General features: G+C 40.7%; 4 protein-coding genes. All 4 read right to left on the bottom strand.

The features are described from left to right. Positions 1-94 precede the first annotated feature (94 nt). On the bottom strand, positions 95-2,092 hold the full coding sequence (metG, locus tag QZ359_RS02650; RefSeq protein ID WP_293958019.1) for a methionine--tRNA ligase: 1,998 nt from the start codon (positions 2,090-2,092) through the stop codon (positions 95-97). 124 nt (positions 2,093-2,216) lie between these two features. Further along, complete coding sequence (locus QZ359_RS02645) at positions 2,217-3,476, bottom strand: ABC transporter permease (protein ID WP_293958017.1); 1,260 nt, start codon at positions 3,474-3,476, stop codon at positions 2,217-2,219. A 1-nt stretch (position 3,477) separates the two neighbouring features. Then, the gene (locus QZ359_RS02640; RefSeq protein ID WP_261076859.1) at positions 3,478-4,179 is read right to left on the bottom strand and encodes an ABC transporter ATP-binding protein; all 702 of its coding nucleotides are present in this window, start codon (positions 4,177-4,179) and stop codon (positions 3,478-3,480) included. Between the two features lie 16 nt (positions 4,180-4,195). Further along, a complete protein-coding gene (locus QZ359_RS02635; protein ID WP_293958021.1) occupies positions 4,196-5,365 on the bottom strand; it encodes an efflux RND transporter periplasmic adaptor subunit in 1,170 nt (389 codons plus the stop codon). Positions 5,366-5,636 lie beyond the last annotated feature (271 nt).

The raw sequence follows: 5,636 nt of genomic DNA, 5'->3' as shown, positions 1-5,636 counted from the left end.
TTGAGCAACCTGCGGCTAGCTTCCTAGTTTGCTCTTTGATTTTCATTGAGTATAAATAAAAAACAGAACTAGCATGAACTAGTCCTGTCTATTTTTACCCAATCACACTTCCGTTTGGTACAGCTGGATCAACTGTGAGAAGGGTTAATTTTCCATCATGTTCAGCTGATAGGATCATACCTTGGCTGACATATTTTTTCATCATCTTACGCGGTTTGAGGTTGGCAACGATTTGAACTTTCTTGCCGACCAATTCTTGTTCGTTTGGATAGTATTTTGCAATTCCTGAGAGGATTTGACGATCTTCACCATCACCAGCATCCAAGCGGAATTGAAGCAACTTATCTGAACCTTCTACTTTAGACACTTCTTTGACTTCTGCGACACGAATTTCGACCTTGTCAAAATCTTCAAACTTGATTTCTTCCTTGTTTAGTTTGAGTTCAACTTCGTCTGGGTTCCACTCTTTTTCGACTGCTGGTTTGTTGCCTTCCATTTGTTCCTTGATATAGGCGATTTCTTCTTCCATATCCAGACGTGGGAAGATTGGTGTTCCTTTGGCAACTACAGTCACATCTGCTGGGAAGTCAGCCAAGTTCAAGTTTTCAAGACTAGAAACTTCATTCAAGCCAAGTTGAGTCAAAACTGCACGACTAGTTTCCATCATAAACGGCTCAATCAAGTGAGCAACGACACGAAGGCTAGCTGCCAAGTGACTCATGACACTTGCCAATTGGTCACGAAGAGCTTCATCCTTGGCCAAGACCCATGGTGCGGTCTCATCGATGTATTTATTGGTACGAGAGATCAGAGTCCAGACTACTTCAAGAGCACGTGGGTAGTCAACTGCTTCCATGTGTGTATGGTAGTCTGCGATTGATTGTTCTGCAACCTCAGCAAGAGCATGATCAAACTCTGTCACGCCCTCTACATAGGCTGGAATTTGTCCATCAAAGTACTTGTTAATCATAGAAACAGTACGGTTGAGGAGGTTTCCAAGGTCATTAGCCAATTCATAATTGATACGGCTAACATAGTCTTCCGGAGTAAAGGTTCCGTCTGAACCAACTGGAAGGCTACGCATGAGGTAGTAACGAAGTGGATCTAGTCCAAAACGCTCTATCAACATTTCAGGATAGACAACATTCCCTTTAGATTTAGACATCTTTCCGTCTTTCATGACAAACCAACCATGACCAATCAAACGTTCTGGCAATTTGATATCCAACATCATAAGAAGGATTGGCCAGTAGATTGAGTGAAAACGAAGGATGTCTTTTCCAACCATATGGAAGACTGTTCCGTTCCAGAACTTGTCAAAGTTAGCGTGTTCGTCTTGATCGTAGCCAAGAGCTGTCACATAGTTGAGTAGAGCATCAAACCAAACATAGACAACGTGTTTTGGATTTGATGGGACTGGTACACCCCAGGTAAATGTGGTACGAGATACCGCCAAATCCTCTAAACCTGGCTCAATGAAGTTGCGAAGCATTTCATTCAGACGGCCATCTGGAGTGATAAATTCAGGATGGGACTTGAAAAATTCGACCAAACGGTCTTGGTACTTGCTAAGACGAAGGAAATATGATTCTTCAGATACCCATTCAACCTCGTGTCCTGATGGAGCAATACCACCAGTTACATTTCCAGCTTCATCACGGAAAACTTCCGCAAGCTGGCTTTCTGTAAAGAATTCCTCATCTGAGACTGAATACCAACCAGAGTATTCACCCAAATAGATATCATCTTGAGCAAGTAAGCGCTCAAAGACCTGTGCGACAACTTTTTCATGGTAGTCATCAGTTGTACGGATAAATTTATCGTATGAGATATCTAGTAATTGCCAGAGTTCTTTGACTCCAACTGCCATCCCATCAACATAAGCTTGAGGTGTAATGCCAGCTTCTTCTGCTTTCTGCTGGATTTTCTGACCATGCTCATCAAGACCTGTCAGATAAAAGACATCGTAACCCATCAGGCGTTTGTAACGGGCTAGGACATCACAGGCGATGGTTGTGTAGGCAGAACCGATATGAAGTTTACCAGATGGATAGTAAATCGGTGTTGTAATATAAAAATTCTTTTCAGACATAATTTTTCCTTTCCAGGCAAATGAAACCTGTTTTTCTAACACTTCATTATATCACATTTTTAAGGATTTTCGATAGGGAAATCCATACAAAAAACAAGATAGACGAGTGTCCATCTTGTTTATTCTATTCATAACGAAGGGCTTCAATTGGATCAAGTTTCGATGCCTTGTTGGCTGGCAAAACTCCAAAAATCATACCCACGCTAGCCGAAACTGCAAGACTAAATAGGGCAACTGGGATTGATACTCCTACTTCTATACCAGCTATCAATCCTTGCAAGAGTAGACCAGCTATAGCGGTTAAGCCTGTCGCAATGGTTAGACCAATAACTCCACCAAGCAAGGTCAAAATCATGGATTCAATCAAAAACTGAATTAAAATATTGGCACGCGTTGCACCCAAAGCCTTACGGAGACCAATCTCACGGGTACGCTCTGTCACCGAAACAAGCATAATGTTCATAACACCAGTCCCTCCAACAAAGAGGGAAATCCCCGCAATGGCACTAATAATCGTAGTCATAAAACTAAACGATTGTTGAACTTCTGCAAATGCAGCTGACTCATCTGATACTTGATATTCTCCCTGTTGCAAGCCAGCAAGCTCTGTCATTTTTCGTGCTAATTCTGGACCCAGAGTTTGAGTCAAGCTTGTGTCATTCACTCGAAAGACAATATTAGCTATTTCATCTACATTAAAATTCGCAGCAAGGGAAGTATTTGTAGTAATGGGCAAGCCACCAAAACCATATATTTTTGAACGTTTAGCCTCTGGACTAGTATAAACCCCAATGACCCGGTAACTAAATCCATTGACTTCTACAACCATGTTAATAGCCTCTTGAGGAGAGCCAAATAAACTAATGGACAATTCTTCATCAAGCAAAATAACACTTGCAAATTCTTTGAAATCTTGCTCTCTCAGACTACGACCTGCAATGATTTCATTCTTAACAGCGTCCATATAGGTTCTATTCCCGCCTGTCAAATTGGCATTTTCAACCTTTTTATCTTTATAAGTCAAGATGGCGTTCGTTGAGTTGGTTACATAGTAATTATCCACTCCCTTGAGTTTGGCTGCCTCTTTAACCCAGGATTCTTGCGGTTTTGGCGGTTCAACATGAACTTCCTCTTCTTTTCCAGAAACCGTAAAAGCTGATTGTTTCTGAGTAAAAGACCCATCTTTACTTTTTTTAGAAGAGAAAAAGACACTAATATTCTTCTGAGATTTGGTCATATCTTTGTTGAGTTGACGAGATAGGGAATCACCTAGAGCCATAATCACAACAACTGATGAAACACCGATAATAATCCCAATCATAGTAAGAAAAGAGCGCATCTTATGTGCCATGATAGATGAAAAGGCAAATTTCAGATTCTGCATCTTAGTTTTCCTCCTTTTCTAACTGCGCACTGTCAGATGAAATAACTCCATCGCGAATGACAATCTGGCGTTTGGCATAAGCAGCGATTTCAGGCTCATGCGTTACCATGATAATAGTTTTTCCTTCTTTATTTAGTTCAAGCAATAGTTGCATGATTTGGTTACCTGTTTTGGTATCCAAGGCTCCTGTCGGTTCGTCTGCTAGGATAATAGAAGGATTGTTTACCAAGGCACGCGCAATAGCCACACGTTGCTTTTGACCACCAGATAATTCTGAAGGTAAATGGTGACTACGCTCAGTCAATTCAACCTTATCAAGATATTCCTCAGCTAACTTGCGCCGTTTTGAAGCCGAAACTCCTGCGTAAATCAAGGGCAATTCTACATTTTGCAGAGCATTAAGTTTGGATAGAAGAAAGAACTGCTGAAAGACAAAACCGATTTGTTGGTTGCGGACCTTGGCTAGTTGTTTTTCACCCAATCCAGCCACTTCTTGACCTTCAAGATAATACTCTCCACTACTTGGTGTATCCAACATGCCAATCGTATTCATGAGAGTAGACTTACCCGAACCAGATGGTCCCATGATGGCAACAAATTCACCCTCATTCACTTCTAGGTTGATATTTTTGAGAACCTGCAGTTCTTGGTCACCATTACGGTAACTCCTGCAGATATTTTTTAGACTAATTAGTTGCTTCATCAGCCTTCACCTCTTTTCATTCCTCTAGAGAAGACGTTGGGTTACTGATGACCTTGACTCCATTTGTCAGACCTGAAGTGATTTCTTGGTTGTCTGCATCAGCATTTCCCAAACCAACTTCCACTTTCTTGGCCTTTTTCTGCTCGTCAAGCACCCAGACATAGTTCTTATCATTTTCAGTCACAATACTTGTTAGAGGAACCAAAATAGCTTTACTCTTATTCTTGACCTCAACACTTACTGAGAATCCTTGTTTCAAATCACCGATTTCACTTGTAACATCGATGGTATATGGATATTTAGAACCAGAATTACCACCTGCTGTGGCAGTAGCTGCACTTGCTGCTTCACCATTGTTTTTAGGGTAGTCAGAAATGTAGCTAATCTTACCAGTCCAGCTCTTATCTTGGTAAACTTTAGAAGTAAAGGTTACTTCTTGTCCTACAGAGAGGTTGGCAAGGTTGTATTCAGATAGTTCCCCCTTAACTTGCAAGTTTTCATTGCTAACGACATGAACTACCACCTGGCTAGCTCCAGTTGGAGATTTAGAAACATTACGGTTGACTTCGACCACAGTTCCCTCTAGGGTACTGAGAACCGTCATTGCATCCAACTGACTTTGAGCCTTGCTTAATTGCGCTGCTGCATCTGCACGAGCATCACGAGCATCACCTAATTGTGCATCAATAGAGGATACTGAATTTCCTGAGACTGGAGTTGGAGTTTGGGCTGCTACACCTTCGCCTCCTGCTGGTACTGGTAACTGGGGAGCTGAAGCAGCTTCATTTCGTGCTTGATTGAGTTCATTGATATGACGATCTGCCTTAGCAACTGCTCGACTCGCTGAATCATAGGCTGCCTGGGCTTCTGAACTACTGTACTTGACTAAAGCCTGACCTTCGCTGACTTTATCACCCACAGAAACAAGGATTTCATCTAAATCACCCTTACTAGCATCAAAATAAACATATTGTTCATTTTTTGCTGTTACTGTCCCTGACAATAAAACAGAGGATGCCACGCTTCCTTCCTTAGCAACAACAAGATGAGTAGCCTCATCTTTTACAGCAGTCTGAGAAGGCTGTCTAAAGAGCAAAATGCCCCCAGCACCCAATACAACTACACTTGCAGCACCGATTGCTGCATACAATTGCCACTTTTTAGCTTTACCATTCTTTTTCATAATGAAACTCCTTTTTGATTTAAAGTTCTTAACAATATTATACAAAAATTATCAATTTGAAACAATAACATTTCAGAACGAAATAATGACATTTCAGGATTTAATTATTGTTCGGAATTTATTTCACAATCATTGTACTAGTTATATAATACACTTTATTTTTCTTTTTTGCAAGCCTTTTCTTTAATTTTTTTGAACGTAGCAGATTTTTGCAATCACATCAAAAAAAAGATAGAATATGACTATCAAAAAATGACACTCTACTATTTAAAAG

Source organism: Streptococcus sp. (assembly GCF_019414905.1).
Classification (GTDB): Bacteria; Bacillota; Bacilli; order Lactobacillales; family Streptococcaceae; genus Streptococcus.
Note: the sequence above shows the minus strand (reverse complement) of the source record. Positions and strands in the feature narration are given on the sequence as shown.

Bases quoted from the DNA above. Each gene is read 5' to 3' on its own strand.
- QZ359_RS02640 (WP_261076859.1), bottom strand. From the start codon at position 4,179: ATGAAGCAACTAATTAGTCTAAAAAATATCTGCAGGAGTTACCGTAAT.
- metG (WP_293958019.1), bottom strand. From the start codon at position 2,092: ATGTCTGAAAAGAATTTTTATATTACAACACCGATTTACTATCCATCT.
- QZ359_RS02645 (WP_293958017.1), bottom strand. From the start codon at position 3,476: ATGCAGAATCTGAAATTTGCCTTTTCATCTATCATGGCACATAAGATG.